The sequence below is a fragment of the Bradyrhizobium sp. HKCCYLRH3099 genome (assembly GCF_051167855.1).
Classification (GTDB): Bacteria; Pseudomonadota; Alphaproteobacteria; order Rhizobiales; family Xanthobacteraceae; genus Bradyrhizobium.
In genome coordinates this window covers 131,106-149,789 of sequence record NZ_JBNPTW010000012.1, presented here as the reverse complement: position 1 = coordinate 149,789, position 18,684 = coordinate 131,106, and the positions used below count along the sequence as shown (strand labels likewise).

The 18,684-nt window shown below is 65.5% G+C and carries 14 protein-coding genes; 9 read left to right on the top strand and 5 right to left on the bottom strand.

The features are described from left to right. Positions 1–21: 21 nt before the first annotated feature. Positions 22–1,053 (bottom strand): ABC transporter substrate-binding protein, encoded by a 1,032-nt coding sequence (locus tag ACQR1Y_RS22245; protein ID WP_434862170.1) that lies wholly within the window; start codon positions 1,051–1,053, stop codon positions 22–24. A 92-nt stretch (positions 1,054–1,145) separates the two neighbouring features. Between ACQR1Y_RS22245 and ACQR1Y_RS22240 the strand changes: the two genes are divergently transcribed. From ACQR1Y_RS22240 to ACQR1Y_RS22215, 6 genes are all read left to right on the top strand, one after another. Next, positions 1,146–1,961: a creatininase family protein gene (locus ACQR1Y_RS22240; protein ID WP_434878012.1), complete on the top strand. Its 816-nt coding sequence runs from the start codon at positions 1,146–1,148 to the stop codon at positions 1,959–1,961. Between the two features lie 148 nt (positions 1,962–2,109). Then, positions 2,110–2,385 (top strand): hypothetical protein, encoded by a 276-nt coding sequence (locus tag ACQR1Y_RS22235; RefSeq protein WP_434862168.1) that lies wholly within the window; start codon positions 2,110–2,112, stop codon positions 2,383–2,385. A 372-nt stretch (positions 2,386–2,757) separates the two neighbouring features. After that, on the top strand, positions 2,758–4,758 hold the full coding sequence (locus tag ACQR1Y_RS22230; protein WP_434878013.1) for a carbohydrate porin: 2,001 nt from the start codon (positions 2,758–2,760) through the stop codon (positions 4,756–4,758). 346 nt (positions 4,759–5,104) lie between these two features. Further along, entirely contained in the window at positions 5,105–6,415 is a 1,311-nt protein-coding gene (locus tag ACQR1Y_RS22225) for a hemolysin family protein (RefSeq protein ID WP_434861821.1), read from the top strand. A gap of 417 nt (positions 6,416–6,832) precedes the next feature. After that, positions 6,833–8,566: an ABC transporter permease gene (locus ACQR1Y_RS22220; RefSeq protein ID WP_434878014.1), complete on the top strand. Its 1,734-nt coding sequence runs from the start codon at positions 6,833–6,835 to the stop codon at positions 8,564–8,566. Positions 8,567–8,581: 15 nt separating this feature from the next. Next, on the top strand, positions 8,582–9,883 hold the full coding sequence (locus ACQR1Y_RS22215) for an ABC transporter ATP-binding protein (protein WP_434878015.1): 1,302 nt from the start codon (positions 8,582–8,584) through the stop codon (positions 9,881–9,883). 232 nt (positions 9,884–10,115) lie between these two features. Here ACQR1Y_RS22215 and ACQR1Y_RS22210 read toward each other — a convergent pair whose 3' ends face one another. The 4 genes from ACQR1Y_RS22210 to ACQR1Y_RS22195 all read right to left on the bottom strand — a co-directional run bounded on the left by ACQR1Y_RS22210 (position 10,116) and on the right by ACQR1Y_RS22195 (position 14,711). Then, positions 10,116–11,738 carry an FMN-binding glutamate synthase family protein gene (locus tag ACQR1Y_RS22210; protein ID WP_434878016.1) on the bottom strand — a complete coding sequence of 541 codons (1,623 nt, stop codon included), beginning with the start codon at positions 11,736–11,738 and terminating at the stop codon, positions 10,116–10,118. A 268-nt stretch (positions 11,739–12,006) separates the two neighbouring features. Further along, positions 12,007–13,572: an acyl-CoA synthetase gene (locus ACQR1Y_RS22205; protein WP_434861825.1), complete on the bottom strand. Its 1,566-nt coding sequence runs from the start codon at positions 13,570–13,572 to the stop codon at positions 12,007–12,009. 204 nt (positions 13,573–13,776) lie between these two features. Beyond that, the gene (locus ACQR1Y_RS22200; RefSeq protein ID WP_434861826.1) at positions 13,777–14,550 is read right to left on the bottom strand and encodes a ferredoxin--NADP reductase; all 774 of its coding nucleotides are present in this window, start codon (positions 14,548–14,550) and stop codon (positions 13,777–13,779) included. Then, positions 14,547–14,711, bottom strand: coding sequence for a hypothetical protein (locus ACQR1Y_RS22195; RefSeq protein ID WP_434878017.1), 165 nt, complete (start codon positions 14,709–14,711; stop codon positions 14,547–14,549). The genes ACQR1Y_RS22200 and ACQR1Y_RS22195 overlap by 4 nt, the downstream gene beginning before the upstream one ends. 125 nt (positions 14,712–14,836) lie before the next feature. Between ACQR1Y_RS22195 and ACQR1Y_RS22190 the strand changes: the two genes are divergently transcribed. The 3 genes from ACQR1Y_RS22190 to ACQR1Y_RS22180 all read left to right on the top strand — a co-directional run bounded on the left by ACQR1Y_RS22190 (position 14,837) and on the right by ACQR1Y_RS22180 (position 18,652). Continuing rightward, complete coding sequence (locus tag ACQR1Y_RS22190; protein ID WP_434878018.1) at positions 14,837–15,820, top strand: ATP-grasp domain-containing protein; 984 nt, start codon at positions 14,837–14,839, stop codon at positions 15,818–15,820. A gap of 82 nt (positions 15,821–15,902) precedes the next feature. After that, positions 15,903–17,042, top strand: coding sequence for an FAD-dependent monooxygenase (locus tag ACQR1Y_RS22185; RefSeq protein WP_434878019.1), 1,140 nt, complete (start codon positions 15,903–15,905; stop codon positions 17,040–17,042). Further along, on the top strand, positions 17,039–18,652 hold the full coding sequence (locus tag ACQR1Y_RS22180) for a benzoate-CoA ligase family protein (RefSeq protein ID WP_434878020.1): 1,614 nt from the start codon (positions 17,039–17,041) through the stop codon (positions 18,650–18,652). Before ACQR1Y_RS22185 ends, ACQR1Y_RS22180 begins: the two co-directional genes overlap by 4 nt. Positions 18,653–18,684 lie beyond the last annotated feature (32 nt).

The following is an 18,684-nucleotide window of genomic DNA, read 5'->3' as shown; positions in this document are numbered from 1 at the left end:
TGATCGCGCCGCTCGCGCGTCCTACTTGTTCGGCCGGAGATCGAGACCGACGCCCTTGTTGACGAAGCGCAGCGTATAGGACTTGCGATAGTCGATCGTCGGCTTGACGACACCGGCGCGCACCATCTTGTCGAAGAAGCTGGTGATGCGCTCCTCGGTCATGGCGCCGATGCCCTTGTCCATGCTGTCGCCGGAATCGACGATGCCGTATTCCTTCATCTTGGCGATCGAATAGGCCAGGAGATCGTCGGTCATCTCCGGATTCATCTTCTTGATGAGCGCATTGCCGGCGGAGTTGTCGCCGTAGATGTAGTTGTACCAGCCGATGATCGAGGCATCAACGAAGCGCTGCACCAGATCCGGCTTCTTCTCGATCAGGTCGCGCCGCGTCTCGATCAGGGTCGAGTAGGTGTTGAAGCCGTTGTCGGCGAGCAGGATCACGCCGGGCTTGAATCCGGCGGCGCGCTCGACCGCGAAGGGTTCCGACGTGACATAGCCCTGCATCGCGCTCTGCGGCGTCGCGATAAAGGGCTGCGGATTGAACGTGTAGGGGCGGACGTTCTTCTCGGAGAAGCCATATTCCGACTTCAGCCATTGATAGTAGCTGGAGATGCCCTCCTTGGAGACGAACAGGGTCAGCGGCTTCAGCTCCTCCAGCTTGGAGATCCTGGACTCCGGATGGGTCAGGAACACCTGCGGGTCCTTCTGGAACATCGCCGCGATCGACACGACCGGCACGTTGTTGGCCACCGCATCGAACGCCATCAGCGTGTTCGCCGCCATGAAGAATTCGATCTTGCCCGAGATCAGCAGCATCCGGTTGTTCTCGTTCGGGCCGCCCGGCACGATCGTCACGTCGAGGCCGTAGCGCTTGTAGGTGCCGTCCGCGACCGCCTGGAAGAAACCGCCATGCTCGGCCTCGGCCACCCAATTGGTGCCGAAGGAGACCTTGTCCAGGGTCTGGGCCTGCGCGGCCGAGACCGCCGCGCCAGACGTCCCACCGATCACCAGCCATGCCGCCATTAACGTTCGCGCGAGAAGCGATTGCGCCATCTCTGGTCTCCCCGGTTCTTTCTGGCTGAACATGTTAAGATCAATGGAGCGATAACTACCCTGCCCGACGGACGAAGGAAACTGCCCGCGCGATGACCCTGCCGCCCCGCGATTGGACCGAGCTGAACTGGCCCGCTCTGGAAACGCCTGACGTCGCCGGCTGGATTGCGGTGCTGCCGCTCGCCGCCACCGAGCAGCACGGGCCGCATCTGCCGCTCGGCACCGACGTCTACATTGCCGAGGCGTATCTCGCGGAGGTCCGCGCTCTGCTGCCGCCAGCACTCCCGGTGACCTTCCTGCCGGTGCAGCCGGTCGGGATTTCGACCGAGCATATCGATTTTCCGGGCACGCTGACCCTGCCGGCCGAGGTCGCGCTGCGGAGCTGGCGGGCGCTCGGCGACTGCATCGCGCGCGCAGGCATTCGCAAGCTCGTCATCGTCAGCAGCCATGGCGGCAACAGCGCCGCGATGAGCCTGGTCGCGCAGGATTTGCGCGCGGTCCATCGCATGCTGGTGGTGACGACCTCCTGGTCGCGCTTCGGCGCGCCTGACGGGCTGTTCTCGGCCAGCGAGATTCTCCACGGCATCCATGGCGGCGCGATCGAGACCTCGATCATGCTGGCGCGCTATCCGCAATTCGTGCGGAGCGAGGCGATCGCCGATTTCGCATCCTCGGGCGCGGCGATGGCGCGCGACAACCGCGTGTTGTCGACACAACGCCCCGCGCCGCTGGCCTGGCAAACCCAGGATCTCCATGCGAGCGGCGCCGTCGGCGATGCCACGCAGGCCTCTGCGGAGAAGGGCGCGCACGTGCTCGATCATGGCGCCCGCGCATTCTGCGCGCTGCTGCAGGACGTCGATAACTTCGACGTGAACACGCTTGGCGCGGGCCCGTTGGCCGGCCACTGAGCCAACCGCAAACCTCTGCATCGCCTCACGAATTCGACGCGGCCCCAGTCGGCCGCAGCGCGAATCGAACCGCTTTCGAAAAGGCTTCGTCCAATTGGGCAAGCGGCCAGGACCGGCCGCCCCAACGCGAAACACAGGAGCCTTCGCCATGTCGATCAAGAGCAAGATTGCCGCTGTCGCCCTCGCCACGCTCGCCGTCACCGGCGGCATCGCCGCCACCTCCACACCCGCCGCCGCGGGCGGCTATCATCCCCATTGGGGCTGGGGTGTCGGTGCCGGCCTCGTCGGAGCCGCCGTGGTCGGCAGCGCCATCGCCGCCAGCAACGACGCCTACTACTACGGTGGTTATCGGGTCTGCCGCTGGGTGCCGCAGTATGACATCTATGGCCAGTATGTCGGCCGTGTCCGGGCCTGCCGCTACTGATGCTGCGGCGATCGCTTCGCCGGGCCGCGCAACCAGGGCGCGCTTCACCACGCCCGCCGTCCCGCCCAGGTCCGCGCCTGATCGTTAACGCCGCACCCTCTCTGCCCCGGTTCCTATCGTCACAACCCGTCCGGCCAACCCCGGGCGGGTTGTTTGTTGCTCGACGGCCACACTTTCAGTCGGATCGTTCGGATCATTGCGCAAATCTTGCTATTGCGAATTAATCGCAATATAAATCATCCACAAATCGACCGTGTTCGTCCACATTTTCGCTCGAAGATCGACGACTCCGTATTCTTCTCGTGACTGTGCTCGGGCAATGAGGTTCTGACTTCAGCCCGGAATCGCGTGCTTTGCCTGGGGACTGCCGCCATGATCAAGTCGAACTGCACCCGGGAGATGATCATTGCCGGCGCCGTCGCGATGGCGGCGCTCGGGCCGTTCGCCAGCGCGTCAGCCGAGGCCGCCGATCTGCCGGTCAAGGCCCGGATGGCGCAGACGGTGTTCGACTGGACCGGACTCTATGTCGGCGTCCACGCCGGCTATACCCGTGACCATGCAGCGGCGACGCTGACCGATCCATTCGGCACGGCCAGCGCCGGCAGTCCGTTCAGCGGACTGACGGGCGGCGTGCAGGCCGGCTACAACTGGGTGACCCGCTCGGGCCTGCTGCTCGGTCTCGAGGGCGATTTCAGTTTCCCGAACTATCTGACCTCGAACCACACCGTGGCGATGCTGAACACGCCGGGATCAAGCGTGTCCGAGCTGTGGGATTATGTCGCAACCGCGCGTGGCCGCGTCGGCTACGCCCAGGGCGACTGGCTGGTCTATGCCACCGGCGGCCTCGCCTGGACCGGCGGTCGCTTCATCAACACCGATCCGGCGGGCAATGAGGAAAAGAAGCTGGCGACGCGGCTCGGCTGGGTCGCCGGCGCCGGCATCGAGCGCGGCTTTGCGCCGCACTGGAGCTGGCGTCTCGAATATCTCTACAACCGGTTCGAGAATGGCGGCGTCCGCTTCTCCAACGGCGCCAGTTACAATTCAGCGCTGGAATTCCAGACTTTGCGTTTCGGGCTCAACCGCAAGCTCGACTTTGCCGATGGCCCCGACCTCAAGCTCAAGAACGATCCATCGGACACCGAGTCGGACCGCTGGGAGATCCATGGCCAGGCCACCGTGATCGGCCAGGGATATCCGTCCTTCCGCGCCCCCTACACCGGGACCAACAGCCTGACGCCCGCGCGCCAGTTCCAGCAGACCTGGAGCAACAGCCTGTTCATCAATGCGCGGCTGTGGGACGGCGGCGAGGTCTACTACAATCCCGAGCTGCTGCAGGGCTTCGGCCTCAGCAACACCGTGGGCATCGCCGGCTTTTCGAACGGCGAGGCGCAGAAGTCGGACTTCCCCTATCCGCACTACAACACGTCGCGGCTGTTTCTGCGCCAGACCTTCGGCTTCGGCGGCGAGCAGGAGCAACTCGGCTCGGGCCAGTTGCAGCTCTCCGGCAAGCAGGACATCTCGCGGCTGACCTTCCAGATCGGCAAGTTCCCGGTGCTCGACGTGTTCGACGGCAACGCCTACGCCAAGGACGCGCGCAAGGATTTCATGAACTGGTCGGTGTGGGCCCCCGGCGCCTTCGACTACGCCGCCGACAAGCTCGGCCTGACCTATGGCGCCACCGCCGAGCTGAACCAGAAGAACTGGGCGCTGCGCACCGGCTACTTCCTGATGGATGCCGTGTCGAACTCGAACAATTTCGACATGAAGGTGTTCCGCCGCGGCAGCTACGTCGTCGAGCTGGAGACGCGCTATCAGCTGTTCTCGCAGCCCGGCCATCTGCGCACCATCGCCTGGTTCAACAGCGTGTTCTCCGGCAGCTATCGCGAGACGCTCGACAATCCCGCGCTCAATCTCGACATCAGCCAGACCCGCCGCGGCCGCAGCAAATATGGCTACGTGGTCAGCTTCGACCAGGCGATCTCGGACGAGTTCGGCCTGTTCGGCCGCTGGAGCTGGAACGACGGCAAGACCGAGATCATGGCGTTCACCGACATCGATAACAGCCTGTCGCTCGGCGCCTCGATCAAGGGCAACCGCTGGGGCCGCCCCGACGACACGATCGGCCTCGCCGGCGTGACCAACGGCCTGTCCGGCGACCACCGCGCCTTCCTCGCCGCCGGCGGACTCGGCCCGCTGATCGGCGACGGCGCGCTCAACTACCGGCGCGAGACCATCATCGAGGCCTACTACGCCTATGCGATCAACAAATACCTGACCTTCACGGCGGACTATCAGTTCGTCAACAACCCCGCCTACAACGCCGACCGCGGACCGGTGTCGATCTTCTCGGGCCGCCTGCACGGGGATTTTTGAGGGGCGGGCTGAGCCGATCAGCCAAGCCAGGCTCGAGGCGAGTTAGGGTCCCACATCACTCGGCATAGTCACTGTCGTCCCGACCTTGAGCCGGGACCCATACCGCGGACGCTTATCGAGGGAACGCCATTGCCAATTGCCTGCTTCAACAGGGCCGGTGGCTATGGGTCCCGGCTCGAGGCCGGGACGACGGCGGAGGGCTGAGCACCGGCGGGTGCGCCAAACTGACCCGCCGCCTGCGCGCATCCCTCCATGCACCTACCGCAATGCAGCATGGGCGGCTGCCCTCCCCATATGCTAGGACCTGTGTCCATTCCCGCCCATCCGGGCGCCACATCAGGTCGCAATGCTTTCCGCCGAACTCGCCATCATCGTCGTCCTCATCGTCGTCAACGGGCTGTTGTCGATGTCGGAGCTCGCCATCGTGTCATCGCGGCCCGCCCGGCTGGCGCTGCTGGCCGAGAAAGGCGTGTCCGGCGCCCGCCGGGCGCTGACGCTGGCCTCCGATCCCGGCCGCTTCCTGTCGACGGTACAGATCGGCATCACCCTGGTCGGCGTGCTCTCCGGCGCCTTCTCCGGCGCCACGCTCGGCCAGCGCCTGACCCAGACGCTGCTGGAGCTCGGGATGAGCGCCTCGATCGCCGACATCGTCGGCGTTGGTCTCGTGGTCAGCATCATCACCTATGCGACCCTGATCGTCGGCGAGCTGGTGCCGAAACAGCTCGCGCTCCGCGATCCCGAGGCGATCGCCGTGCGCGTCGCGCCAGCCATGCAAGTGCTCGCGAAAGTATCGCTGCCCTTGGTCGTGCTGCTGGACGTCTCCGGCAAGCTGATCCTGGCGCTGCTCGGCCGCTCCGGCGACGCAGAGGAGAAAGTGTCGGAAGAAGAGATCCACCATCTCGTGCGCGAGGCCGAAACGGCGGGGGTGCTCGAGCCGGGCGAGAAGGAAATGATAGCCGGCGTGATGCGGCTCGGCGACCGCCCGGTCGGCGCGATCATGACGCCGCGGCCCGAGGTGGACGTGGTCGATCTCAACGACGATCCCAAGGTGATCCGGGAGCTGCTCGCCAAGAGCCCGCATTCGCGCCTGCCGGTGTCGGACGGCGAGCGCGACCGTCCGATCGGCGTGCTGCAGGCGAAGGATCTGCTGGTCGCCTATCTGCGCGACGAGACGCCGGACCTGCGCAGCCTGGTGCGCGAGGTGCCGATCATTCCGTCGACGGTCGACGCCCGCGACGTGATTGCGATCCTCAAAGTGGCGCCCGTGCATATGGGCCTGGTGCACGACGAATACGGCGCGTTCGAAGGCGTCGTGACCGCGGCCGACATTCTGGAATCGATCGTCGGCGCCTTCTCGTCCGAGGAAGGCCCGCCCGAACCCGCCTGCGTCCGCCGCGACGACGGCTCGCTGCTGGTGTCGGGCTGGATGCCGCTCGACGAGTTCGCCGACGTGCTCGCCATCGAAGTCCCGCCGCATCGCGGCTACCACACCGTCGCCGGTCTCGTGCTGCAGCATTTCGGCAGCGTGCCCGAGGTCGGCCAGAGTTTCGAGCTGCAAGGCTGGCGCTTCGAAATCGTCGACCTCGACGGCCGCCGCATCGACAAGATCCTGGCCACGAAGCTCGCGCCCGAGGGCGGCGAGCCGAACGTGGGGTAGTTAAAGCGCAAGCTGTCGCGGCACCGACGGTGCGCCCCCTCTCCCGCGTGCGGGGGAGGGCCGGGGTGGGGGCAGCCCCGGCGGCAGTCTTTCCGGAGCGTTCCCCCACCCGTATCGCATCTGGCGATGCGATACGACCTCCCCCGCAAGCGGGGGAGGCGCGGACCGTCGTTGCGGCTTGCGACGAAGGCCCACACGCACGTTGTCGCGGGAACGTGAAGACGCGGCCGGCGTATCCTTTGATAGGCCGGTCACGGAGCCGGGGATCACCGGCCCCCGCCGCTTGAAATCAAACCATCACACAGCGCACCTAGGGTGCCGCTTCGCCCGGCCGCCGTGTCGGCGCGAGCCACCACGAGCGCCACGACCAAAGACGTCTGCAGCCACTGTCTGCGGCCGACGAGACGAGACACGCCGATGCAGCTCCACGACATCAGGACGGCCGTGCTGCGCGAGGCCGTGCGCCCCAACATCTGGGACGTGGTCGCGCTGATCATCGTGGTCGGTGCGATGGTTCTGATCGTCTATGGCGGCGAGCAGACCACGCTGCCGCTGTCGGCGCTCGACACCGTCCCGGTGTCGCTCGATCCGTCCAACCTGCCGCTCTACGCGCTGCGCACGACGTTGCGCATGCTGCTTGCGATCATCTGCTCGCTCGTCTTCACCTTCGTCTATGCGGCGCTGGCGGCCAAGAGCCGCCGCGCCGAGATCGTGCTGATCCCGCTGCTCGACATCCTGCAGTCGGTGCCGATTCTCGGCTTCCTGACCTTCACGGTCGTGTTCTTCATGAACCTGTTCCCGGGCAAGGTGCTCGGCGCCGAGCTCGCCTGCGTGTTCGCGATCTTCACCAGCCAGGCCTGGAACATGACCTTCAGCATGTACCAGTCGATGCGCAACGTGCCGAAGGATCTCGAGGAGGCGACGCGCAGCTTCCACCTCTCCGGCTGGCAGCGCTTCTGGCGGCTCGACGTGCCCTATGCGATGCCCGGCCTGATCTGGAATGCGATGATGTCGATGTCCGGCGGCTGGTTCTTCGTCGTCGCGTCGGAAGCGATCACCGTCGGCAACACCACCGTCACCCTGCCCGGCATCGGCTCGTATGTCGCGCTGGCGATCCAGCAGAAGGATCTCGCCGCGATCGGCGCGGCGCTGCTGACCATGCTGCTGGTGATCACCGCCTATGACCAGTTGCTGTTCCGCCCGATCGTCGCCTGGGCCGACAAATTCCGCTTCGAGCAGACGGCGTCAGGCGATCCGCCTGGTTCATGGATGCTCGACCTGTTCCGCCGCACCCGCGCGCTGCGCTCGCTGTCGGTCCCGTTCGCGGCGATCAACCGCACGTTCTCCAACCTGCGGATCAACTGGCCGAAAGCCTGGAGCGGTCCGGTGCGTCGTGCGCCGCCGTCGCAGCTGGTCGACGGCCTCTGGCTCGCCGTGGTCATCCTCGGCTGCGCCTATGCCGGCTGGAAAACCTATCTCTATCTGTCGGCCACCCTGGCGCCGTCGGATGTCTTCGCCGCGATCGGCTACGGCCTGATCACGCTGGTCCGTGTCGCCGTGCTGATCGCGCTGGCCTCGCTGATCTGGGTCCCCGTTGGCGTCTGGATCGGGCTGCGGCCGAAGTTGGCCGAGCGCATCCAGCCGCTGGCGCAATTCCTCGCGGCCTTCCCGGCCAACCTCGCCTTCCCCGTCTTCGTCGTGCTGATCGTGCGCTACGGCCTCGACGCCAATGTCTGGCTGAGCCCGCTGATGATCCTGGGGACGCAGTGGTACATCCTGTTCAACGTCATCGCCGGCGCCAGCGCCTTCCCGAGCGACCTGCGCGAAGCCGCCGCAAGCCTGCATCTCACTGGCTGGCGCTGGTGGTTCAAGGTCGTGCTGCCCGGCGTCTTCCCGTACTACATCACCGGCGCGATCACCGCGTCCGGCGGCTCCTGGAACGCTGCGATCGTCGCCGAAGTCGCGAGCTGGGGCGACACGCATCTCACGGCGTCAGGCCTCGGCGCCTACATTGCTGGGGCGACCGAGCGCGGCGATTTTCCGCGCGTCGTGCTCGGCATTGCCGTGATGTGCATTCTCGTCACTCTGTTCAACCGGCTGCTGTGGCGGCCGCTCTATGCCTTCGGTGAACGCCGGCTGCGGCTCGGCTGACCGGGAGAGATCATCATGCGCGACCAGGTCAAGGACAGCTCGCTGATCGAGATCAAGAGCGTCAGCCGGACGTTCCCGAAGGGCAGCGGCGAGGATCTCGTCGTGCTCGAGAAGGTCGACCTCACGATCCGCGCCGGCGAGATCGTCGGCCTGCTCGGCCGCTCCGGCTCGGGCAAATCGACCTTGCTGCGGATCATCGCCGGCCTGGTGTCGCCCTCGTCAGGCGAAGCGAAGTGCCGCGGCGAGATCATCGCCGGTCCCCCGCGCGGCGTCGCCATGGTGTTCCAGTCGTTCGCGCTGTTTCCCTGGCTGACGGTGCTGCAGAACGTCGAGCTCGGCCTGGAGGCGCTCGGCATCGACAGCGCCGAGCGGCGCAAGCGTGCGCTGGCGGCGATCGACCTGATCGGCCTCGACGGCTTCGAATCCGCGTTTCCGAAGGAGCTGTCCGGCGGCATGCGCCAGCGCGTCGGCTTCGCCCGCGCGCTTGTGGTGCATCCCGACCTCTTGCTGATGGACGAGCCATTCTCGGCCCTCGACGTGCTGACCGCGGAGACCTTGCGCACCGACCTCGTCGATCTCTGGACCGACGGACGGCTGCCGATCAAATCGGTGCTGATGGTGACGCACAATATCGAGGAGGCGGTGCTGATGTGCGACCGCGTGCTGGTGTTCTCGTCCAATCCGGGCCGCGTCGCCGCCGAGTTCAGGATCGACTTAGCCCATCCGCGCAACCGGCTCGATCCGGCGTTTCGCCAGCTCGTCGACAGCCTTTATGCGCGCATGACGCAGCGGCCCGAACCGAAGCTGCCGAGCACCGCGAGCGCCGGGGTCGGCATGGTGCTGAGCCACGTCTCCTCGAACTCGATCTCGGGCCTGATCGAGGCGCTCGCCGGCGCGCCGTACAAGGGTCACGCCGATCTGCCGGTGCTCGCGGGTCATCTGCAGCTCGAAGTCGACGAGATCTTCCCCTTGGCCGAGGCGCTGCAACTGCTACGCTTCGCCCAGCTCAGTGAAGGCGACCTGACCCTGACCGACGCCGGCCGGCGCTTCGCCGACCTCGAGACCGACGACCGCAAGAAGCTGTTCGCCGCGCATCTGATGGAGAACGTGCCGCTGATGGGCTTGATCCGCCGCGTGCTCGATGACCGCCCCTCACACGCCGCCCCCGCCGCGCGCTTCCGCATCGAGCTCGAGGACTACATGTCCGAGCAATATGCCGACGAGACCCTCCAGACCATCGTCTCCTGGGGCCGCTACGCCGAGCTGTTCTCCTACGACGAGCAGTCGGAGACGTTCAGCCTGGAAAATCCGCATTGAGGCGCTGACCGCCTGCCTCACTCTCCGCCGTTGTCCCGGGCAAGCCCGCTGACGCAACGCGTCAGTGGGCGCCGACCCGGGACCCATACCGCGTGATCTCGCTTGAGGCAGGCGGCCAGTTGAACATTCGTGCCACGAACCAGCCCCTGTGGTTATGGATCCCCGCCTGCGCGGGGATGACACCGAGGGTGGGGACGCCGCGTTCCGTCTCAGTTAAAGCGGCCGAACTATCTCACGCCGCCGCGAACGTGTCCGGCCGGGCCATCGCCCAGGCATCCTTGAAGCGGATATCCTGCGTACCTTCAAGCAATTCGCCCGGCCGCAGCGACGGATAGAGTTTTGCAAACGACGAGACCTCCGTCGTTGACGTCCGCTGCGAGAAGTGGATCGGCCGCAGGTCCTGCGGATGCTCCAACCCGGCCGCCGCGAGCAGCTCGGCGAGCGCGTGCAGCGTCGCGTGGTGATAGTTGTAGACACGCTGGATCTTGTCCGGCACGACCAGCGCGCGGGCGCGCGTGGGATCCTGCGTCGCGACGCCAGTCGGGCATTTGTCGGTGTGGCAGCTCAGGGACTGGATGCAGCCGAGCGCGAACATGAAGCCGCGCGCGGAATTGCACCAGTCGGCCCCGATCGACATCGCCCGCGCCATGTCGAAGGCAGTCGCGATCTTGCCGGAGGCGCCGATCTTGACGCGATCGCGGATGTTCATCCCGACCAGCGCATTGTGAACGTAGTTGACGCCCTCGCGCATCGGCATGCCCAGGTGGTCCATGAACTCCAGCGGTGCGGCCCCGGTGCCGCCCTCATTGCCGTCGACCACGATGAAGTCGGGATAGACGCCAGTTTCCAGCATCGCCTTGCAGATCGCCAGAAACTCCCAGGGATGGCCGATGCACAGCTTGAAGCCCGCCGGCTTGCCGCCCGACAGCCGCCGCATCTCGCCGATGAACTGCATCATGCCGATCGGCGTCGAGAACGCGCGATGCGCCGGCGGCGAGATGCAGTCCTCGCCCATCGCGACGCCGCGGATCTTCGAGATCTCTTCCGACACTTTCGCCGCCGGCAGCACGCCGCCATGGCCGGGCTTGGCGCCCTGGCTGACCTTGAGCTCGACCATCTTGATCTGATCGGCCGCAGCCACGCGGGCGAACACGTCGGGATCGAAGCTACCGTCGCGGTGCCGGCAGCCGAAATAGCCGGAGCCGATCTCCCAGATGATGTCGCCGCCCATCTCGGCGTGGTACGGGCTGAAGCCGCCTTCGCCGGTGTCGTGGGCGAAGCCGCCGCGCTTGGCGCCGGCGTTCAGCGCCCGGACCGCGTTGGGGCTCAGCGCGCCGAAGCTCATGGCGGAGATGTTGAACACCGAGGCCGAGTACGGCCTGGTGCAATCCGGCCCGCCGATCTCTATCCGGAATTTCTCCTCCGCATGCGGCTTGGGTGACACCGAATGGTGCATCCACTCATAGCCCTCGCGGTAGACGTCCTCCTGGGTGCCGAACGGGCGCTTGTCGAGCACCATCTTGGCGCGCTGATAGACCACCGCGCGGGTGTCGCGCGAGAACGGCATGCCGTCCTTCTCGCTCTCGAAGAAATACTGCCGCATCTCCGGCCGGATCTCTTCGAGGATGAAGCGCAGATGCGCCGAAATCGGATAGTTGCGGAGGACGGCGTGGCTGCTCTGCAGCAAGTCGCGGATACCGAGCGCGGTCAGCGCCCCGAAGATCAGCAACGGAATGAGAATGAGATCGAAGATCTTGCGATCGTAGATCCCGAGGATGAGCAGCAGAGCGGTCGCCGAGGCGCAGATCGTCAGCACGATGTAGCGCGGCGAGAACGGAAGCAGCAGCGTATCCATGGAGGGCCCCGGGCGGATCGTGGACAATCGGCGATGACCATACTACGCGCATCGCGAAACAATCGTTACACAAGCGCGCGCGATTGACTATCCGAGGTTTCACGTCGTCGATAGCCTGGGGCTATCGACCGTGATGTCACGGTGTCGCTGGGTGCGAGTGCGCGACCGCGAAGGCCAGATCCTGTTGGATCGACCGGCCGCCCCGATCTGTCCGGAAGAGGAGCAGACCTGTCCGGAAGAGCCATTGACCAGGCGGCCCCGCCGTGCCTTACCCTTCAGAAAACAGGCTGGAATGCGCTTCGCGCAACTGTCGCTTGAGCAGCTTGCCGCTGGGGTTCTTCGGCAGTGCATCGACGAACACCACGCGCTTCGGCGTCTTGAACGAGGCCAGCCGGCTGGAGGCCTGCTTGAGCAGCGCCTCCTCGGTCAGCTCGCAGCCGGACTTCACGACGACCATCGCCACCACGGCCTCGACCCAGCGCGGATGCGGCAGGCCGACCACGGCGACCTCCGACACCTCCGGAATCTGGTACAGCGCCTCCTCGACCTCGCGGCTGGCGACGTTCTCGCCGCCGGTCTTGATCATGTCCTTCTTGCGGTCGACGATGGTGATGTAGCCTTCGTCGTCGATGGTCGCGAGATCGCCGGAGTGAAACCAGCCGCCCTGGAAGGCAGCAGTGGTGCGCTCGTCATCGTGGAAGTAGCCAAGCATCAGATGTGGCGAGCGGTGCACAACCTCGCCGACCTCGCCCGGGGCGACATCGTTCATGTCATCATCGACCACGCGGGTCTCGACGTTCAGCACGGCGCGTCCGCACGAGCCCGGCTTGCGCAATTGATCCTCAGGCCCGAGCATCGTCGCCAGCGGCGCGATCTCGGTCTGCCCGTAGAGATTCCACAGCCGCACCTTCGGCAGCCGCTGCGCCAGCTCGCGCAGCACCTCGACCGGCATGATCGAAGCGCCGTAATAGCCCTTGCACAGGGTCGAGACATCCGTGGTCTCGAACAGCGGCGAACGCAGGATCGAGATCCACACCGTCGGCGGCGCGAAGAACGAGCTGATGCGATGCTTCGCGATCAGCGGCAGCAGATTGTCGGGTGTCGGAAACGCCGTGATGATGTTGGTGGCCCCGACGTAGATTGAGGGACCGAAGAACACGTCGAGCTGCGCGCAGTGATACAGCGGCAGCGCATGCAGCGTGACATCGTCGGCCGCGATGCCGGCATCCACGATGCAGCTCACATACTGCCAGATGACCGCGTCGTGGGTCAGCATCGCGCCTTTCGGCAGCGACTCCGTGCCAGATGTGTAGACGATCTGCGCGACATCGCTGCCCGCGATCTCGACAATCGGGGCGGCCGACGTCGACGATGCCAGCTCAGCAAAATCGATCATGTCGGCTTGCCGTTCGCTGGGCGCTTCCGACGGCAGCCAGATCATCTGCTCGACCGCCGGCGCCAGCGCCTTGGCAGCGCGCGCCACGCCGGCAAAGCCGCTGTCGGTGGCCAGCAGCCGCGCGCCGGCATGCTTGAGGATGTAGGCGACCTCCTCCGGCTTCAGCATGAAATTGATCGGCACCAGCACCGCCCCGAGCCGCGCCAGCGCGAAGCGCAGGGCGGCGAAGGCATGCGAATTGCGGGCGAGGATGGCGACGCGCTCGCCCTTTCCGACGCCACGGCTCGCCAAGCCCGCGGCAAGGCGATCGACCACCGCATTGAACTCGGCATAGGTCCAGCTGGTCTCGCCGCAGATGACCGCCGTCTTGCCCGGCGTACGCGCCGCGCTCCGCCGCAGGAGGTCACCGAGCGTCTGCCGCCGAACGATCGAATCCATGGCCATTCCCCTCATCGTCGCGGGGATGGCGCCGTCCAGGCATCCATGTCCCCTCCCTGTCGCCGGACGTCTGCAGGTCCGGTCCTGCGTCGAGAATCGCACGGCCGCTTCGCGACGTGCAAGGAGGATATTGCCAACGAAAAGAGCGCCCCGATTGCGTCGAGGCGCTCTTTGGAATTTGTCGGAAACGGCGGCGCGAGAGGCTCAGCGCTCGACGAAGGCCTTCTCGATCACGAAATGGCCGGGCTCGTTGCCGCTGCCTTCGAGGAAGCCGCGCGACTCGAACATGGTCTTGAGCTCTTCCAGCATCGCCGGGCTGCCGCACATCATGACGCGGTCCTTGGCGATATCCAGGGCATGCTGGCCGAGATCGTTGAACAGCTGCTCCGAGGAGATCAGGTCGGTGATGCGGCCGCGGTTGCGGAAGGGCTCGCGGGTGACGGTCGGATAGTAGTGCAGCTTGCCTTCCAGCAGCTCGCCGAAAACCTCGTCCTCGCGCAGCTTGGCAACCACACTTTCGCCATAAGCCAGCTCGGCCACCTGGCGGCAGCCATGCACCAACACGATGCTCTCGAAGCGATCGTAGACGTCGGGGTCCTTGATCAGGCTGGCGAACGGGGCGAGACCGGTGCCGGTCGACAGCAGCAGCAGCCGGCTGCCGGGCAGCAGGTTGTCGGGGATCAGCGTGCCCGTCGCCTTGCGGCCGACCAGGATGGTGTCGCCTTCCTTGATCTTCTGCAGCCGGGAGGTCAGCGGACCGTCCTGCACCTTGATGCTGAAGAACTCGAGTTCCTCCTCGTGATTGGCGCTCGCCATGCTGTAGGCGCGCAGCAGGGGGCGGCCCTCGACCTCGAGGCCGATCATCGCGAACTGGCCATTCTGGAAGCGGAAGCCCGCGTCACGGGTCGCCCGGAAGGAGAACAACGTGTCCGTCCAGTGGTGAACGGAAAGAACTTTCTCTTTATAGAACGCGCTCATGTCGTTTGTTTTTTCACGTGGGCTGAAGTTGGAAGAAACAAGTCGTAACGAGGCAGACCCGCAAAAACCCTATAGATCCAGCGGTTTTCGGCGCCTGATGTACGTGAAAACAGCAAATAATCAACCCGCATGACTGCACCATTGATCACGATCAAACGCATGCCGGCCCGTCCCGGATTGCCTCGATCAGCCATTCATTCGTACACAAACGATACGCGCAATTTACTTGCCGGGATTGTGACTTTCCAGCACTTTAATTCCGCATCTCCGGCCCAATCCTTGAGCAATGATTAACCATCCCCACCGCCAGCTCGCCGCCGTCGCCCGCTATTGCAAGGAGCGGAGGATCGCGCTCGACGTCCGGGAGGACGGCTGGCTGCTGGTGCTCGGGAACGGCCGCGAACGTCACCTGATCTTCGGCTATGACCTCGGCCTGAACAGTGCGGTGGCGCACAGAATTGCGTGCGACAAGGCCGCCACGTCCGCCCTGCTGACGACCTCGGGGGTTCCCGCCGTCCCGCACGCGCTGTTCCTCGCACCGACGGTGACCGGCGTCAGCGCGCCGGCCTGGACAACGATGCTGGAACTGATCGAAACGCATCCCACCGGCCTCGTCGTCAAGCCGAACGAGGGGACGTCGGGCCGCGCCGTGACGCGCGTCCGTACCTCGGCCGAGCTCAAGGATGCGCTCACCCAGATCTTCGAGACCGGCGCCAGCGCGGCGATTGCACCGCTGTTGGAGATCGCCGACGAAGTCCGCGTCATCATGCTCGATGGCGCGCCGCTGATCGTCTATCGCAAGCTGCGGCCCGTCGTGACCGGCGACGGACTTCATTCGCTGCGCGACCTTGCGCTCCAGGCGGTGCCAGTCGAACAGCAATCACGCCTGCTGCGGCGTCTGGCGGTGGAGTTCGACGCATCGACGCTGCAAGCGATCATCCCGCAAGGCGAGCAGCGCCTGCTGAGCTGGCGACACAACCTCGAATTCGGAGCCCAGCCGGTGCTGCTGACCGAAGGCCCGCTGCGCGAGACCTGCACGGCACTGGCGCGCGATGCCGCGCGCGCCCTCGACATCCGCTATGCCTCGGTCGATGTGGTCATGGCCGACGGGCAATGGCAGGTGCTCGAAATCAATTCGGGCGTGAAGATGGAAGCGCTCGGCGACTACGCGCCCGAGCTGGTCGAAGAGGCAACCTTCGCCGCACTCGACGCGATCTTCGGATGCCGCCCCTCAGGATCGGCAGCCGGCTCGCCCGACATCCCGCAATAAAATTTCTCTAGCGTCGATGAGAATGACGGATTAGTCTCCGACCCAAAAATAAACAGTATACTGTCAATTTGGGAGAGCGTCCTTGCGTATCGCCGTGCTCGGCGGCGGCCCTGGCGGGCTGTATTTCGCCTATCTCTGGAAGAAGCGGCATCCCGCCGCCGTGGTCGATCTGTTCGAGCAGAACCCGGCCGGCGCGACCTGGGGCTTCGGCGTCGTGTTCTCCGACCAGGCCCTGGAATTCCTGCGCGCGGACGATCCCGACACCGTCGACGCGATCGCACCGCAGATGGAGAACTGGCGCAACATCACGCTCAATCTGCATGGGGAGAGCGTCGAGATCGACGGCGTCGGCTTTTCCGCGATCGGCCGGCTCGCGCTGCTGAAACTGTTGCAGACGCGCGCCGAAAGCGTCGGCGTCATCGCCCGCTACGGCACGACCATCCAGTCGCTGGATCAGCTCACCGGCTACGATCTCATCGTCGCGGCGGATGGGCTGAATTCGCTCGTCCGGCGCAGCTTCGAGGGCGATTTCGGCTTCTCGGTCTCCTACTCCAGCAACAAGTTCGCCTGGTACGGAACGTCAAAGACCTTCCCGACGCTGTCGCAGACCTTCGTCGCCACGGAGCGCGGCACCTTCAACGCGCATCACTATCGCTACGCACCCGACATGAGCACGTTCCTGGTCGAGTGCGATCGCGCGACCTGGCACGCCTACGGCTTCGCCGAGATGTCGGTCGACGAATCCCGGCGCATCTGCGAGCAGGTGTTTGCCGATACGCTGGAGGGCCATTCCCTGGTCTCCAACCGCTCGGTGTGGCGCAACTTTCCATGGGTGTGGAACGAGCATTGGTGGCACCGGAACATGGTGCTGATCGGTGACGCGCTGCATACGGCGCATTTCTCGATCGGCTCGGGCACGCGGCTTGCGATCGAGGATGCGATCGCGCTGGCCAAGGCGCTCGACGCGGAGGCCAACCTCTCCGACGGACTTGCTCGCTATCAGGCTGAGCGTCAGCCGATCGTGAAGAAGCTGGTGACGGCCGCCCGCACCAGCGCCGAGTGGTACGAGAAGTTCCCGGCGCACATGCAGGCGGAGCTGATGGATTTCGCCTACAGCTACATCACGCGCTCGGGCCGCATCGACGACAGCAGGCTGCGCGCAATGGCGCCGCAGTTCATGGCGCGCTACGAGGCCTCTCGCAATGTGGGAGCGCCGGCATGACGACTGACATTGCAGATCAGGTCCCGCGCGACAGCGCCGGCGCCCGCGAAATCGGCTTCGCGATTCCCGAGCGCTACAACGCCAGCCGCATCCTGTTCGACAACCTCGCGCGCGGCAACGCGAACAAGCCCGCACTAATCGGTCCCGCGGGCGGACGCAGTTATGCCGAACTGTGCAGCGACGCCTGCCGCTGGGGCAACGGCTTTGCGTCGCTTGGCCTCACCCGCGGCGACCGCGTGCTGCTGTTCCTCGACGACACGCCGGCCTATCCGGCCGCGTTCTTCGGCGCGGTGCGGGCGGGGTTCGTGCCGCTGCTGATCAACACGCTGACCCCGCCGGACCTGCTGCAGTTCTATCTCGCGGACTCCGGCGCCAAGGTGGCCGTCGCGGACGCCGAGTTCGCCGGGCGGTTCGATGCGCAGGCCTGCGCGGCCACGGCGTTGCAGACACTGATCGTGGTCAATGGCGAGCCAACAGCGACGTCGGCGGCCTCGACGGTCCCGGCCGATCGCTGGCTCCCGGGTTTTCCCGATCAGCTCGCGGAGGCGGACACCCATCGCAACGAGATGGCGTTCTGGATGTACTCGTCCGGCTCGACCGGCCGTCCCAAAGGCATCGTTCATCTGCAGCACGACATGGCCTATAGCGAGCAGGCCTTCGCGAAGAACGTGCTGCGCCTGAAGTCCGACGACATCTGCTTCTCGGTGCCGAAGATCTTCTTCGCCTATGGCTTCGGCAATGCGATCACCTTCCCGTTCTCGGTCGGCGCCACCACCTTGCTGCTGCCGGGCCAGCCAAAGCCGGCCGCGATCTTCGATGCGATCAGCCGCTTCCGTCCGACCGTGTTCTTCGGCCTGCCGACGCTCTACACCGCACTGACGAAGGCCGACGGCGTCGGGCAAACCGATTTCTCGTCCCTGCGCCTCGCGGTGTCCGCGGCCGAGGTGTTGTCGTCGGAGGTGTTCAACGGCTGGAAGAGCCTTACGGGCCTCGAGATCGTCGAAGGCCTCGGCTCGACCGAGGTGCTGCACGTCTATCTCTCCAATCGCGAGGACCGGAAGAAGCTCGGCGCCGCCGGCCTGCGCGTGCCCGGCTACGAAATCGCGCTGCGCGACAGTGACGGACGCGAGGTCGCCACTGGCGAGGAAGGTATTCTCTGGGTCCGTGGCGACTCCAACACGCCGTTGTACTGGAACAGGCCCGACAAGACCGCGGAGACGATCCGCGATGGCGGCTGGATCTACACCGGCGACCGCTTCGTCCGCGACGCCGAGGGTTTCCATTTCTTCCGCGGCCGCGCCGACGATCTGGTCAAGATCTCCGGACAATGGGTCTATCCGCTGGAGGTCGAGCTCTGCCTCGCCGAACATCCGGACATCAGGGAATGCGCGGTGTTCGCCCATGAGCTGCCGGATCGGCGGATGAGCCTGAAGGCGGTGGTCGTGACCAACGGCGAAGCCCGCGACGCGCAGGCGACGACCAAGGCGTTGCAGGACTACGTCAAGACGAAGCTGCTGCCGTACAAATATCCGCGCGAGATCGTGTTCATCGACGAACTGCCCAAGACCGGCACCGGCAAGATCGACCGTCAGGCGGTGATGCGGCTATGAATGCGTCGCGTCCGCACGGCGCTCGATGGCAC